2 protein-coding genes are annotated in these 1,066 nt (G+C 40.0%); one reads left to right on the forward strand and one right to left on the reverse strand.

Translation table 11 applies throughout. The annotated features are described in order from the left end of the window. Positions 1-392: hypothetical protein (locus A6733_RS00415; protein WP_141663427.1), on the reverse strand; the 392-nt coding region annotated here is incomplete at its 3' end. A 77-nt stretch (positions 393-469) separates the two neighbouring features. On the opposite strand from A6733_RS00415, the gene A6733_RS00420 reads away from it, so the two are divergent. Then, a partial coding sequence (locus A6733_RS00420) for a hypothetical protein (protein ID WP_141663428.1) occupies positions 470-1,066 on the forward strand: 597 nt, incomplete at its 3' end.

Raw genomic sequence — 1,066 nt, forward strand, 5'->3', positions numbered from 1 at the left:
AAATCAGGTATATGATCGCCATAGTACTTAGAAAAACATCTGTGCACAAAATTATCCCTACACAGTACCTTATAAGTACTACACCAAATAATTCTCCCGGTCGTCGTAAGTTCATCACTCAGGTTTGATGGAAGTTGTTCGCTTAACTTACTCTTGTAAGGAACTCCAGCTGATTCAACAGCTCTCGAAATGAGATCACTAATTATTTGAGCACTATCAGGATGTAACTTAACTCCCAGCAAATCAGAAACATCCTGATCAGCAATAATGGCTGGAGAAGAAACAGTACTAAATCTGGAAGTAGAAGCTTCTCCTATATCATCACAAGTGCTCAACCCACCACCCACAGTGGTGGCTAAAGTAGTAACAGTAGAGGCCTCAACTTGCTGCAAACCTGAGTGATGAACTTACGACGACCGGGAGAATTATTTGGTGTAGTACTTATAAGGTACTGTGTAGGGATAATTTTGTGCACAGATGTTTTTCTAAGTACTATGGCGATCATATACCTGATTTTATACCTTCTCTTCCTAACATTAAAGTATTGTCCGATTCTCCTGACGGTGGTGTAGAGACGTTAACTGGAGATAGGTTGCTGAGTTTTTTATCGGGACTAGATTCCGCTATCCGCGGTAGGGCAGAGTGTATTTTTAGCTCTATTTGGCGTGAAGTATTTGGTGGCATTTCTGGTGCTCTAGGAGGGGAGTGTTTAGATGCTGTTAATTGTAAAGATTTTATTGATGTTCTCGACATTGCTGGTATTCCCTTAATAGCATCGTCTTCAACATCTAATTTGAAAGCACGATGTTCCAGAACAAATACAAATAGTAAGGATGTTGATAAGTGTAAAGCATCAGGAGATGGATCTTCTTCTGCTCCTACTACAGAAGGAACAGAAGGAAGATACGCGAGTAGCAGTAATGTTCCTGTTCATGTTTACACTTACTCTGAGACAGGGATTGTTTGTACTACTGTTAGGGAGGTGTTGTCCACTCAGTATGTAGATTTTCTGGGCCTTAAGTTTCATCCTGATAGTTATAAACTAATTTCTAGGCTACTTCATGAT

This window comes from Candidatus Ichthyocystis sparus (genome assembly GCF_900078745.1).
Classification (GTDB): domain Bacteria; phylum Pseudomonadota; class Gammaproteobacteria; order Burkholderiales; family 2013Ark19i; genus Ichthyocystis; species Ichthyocystis sparus.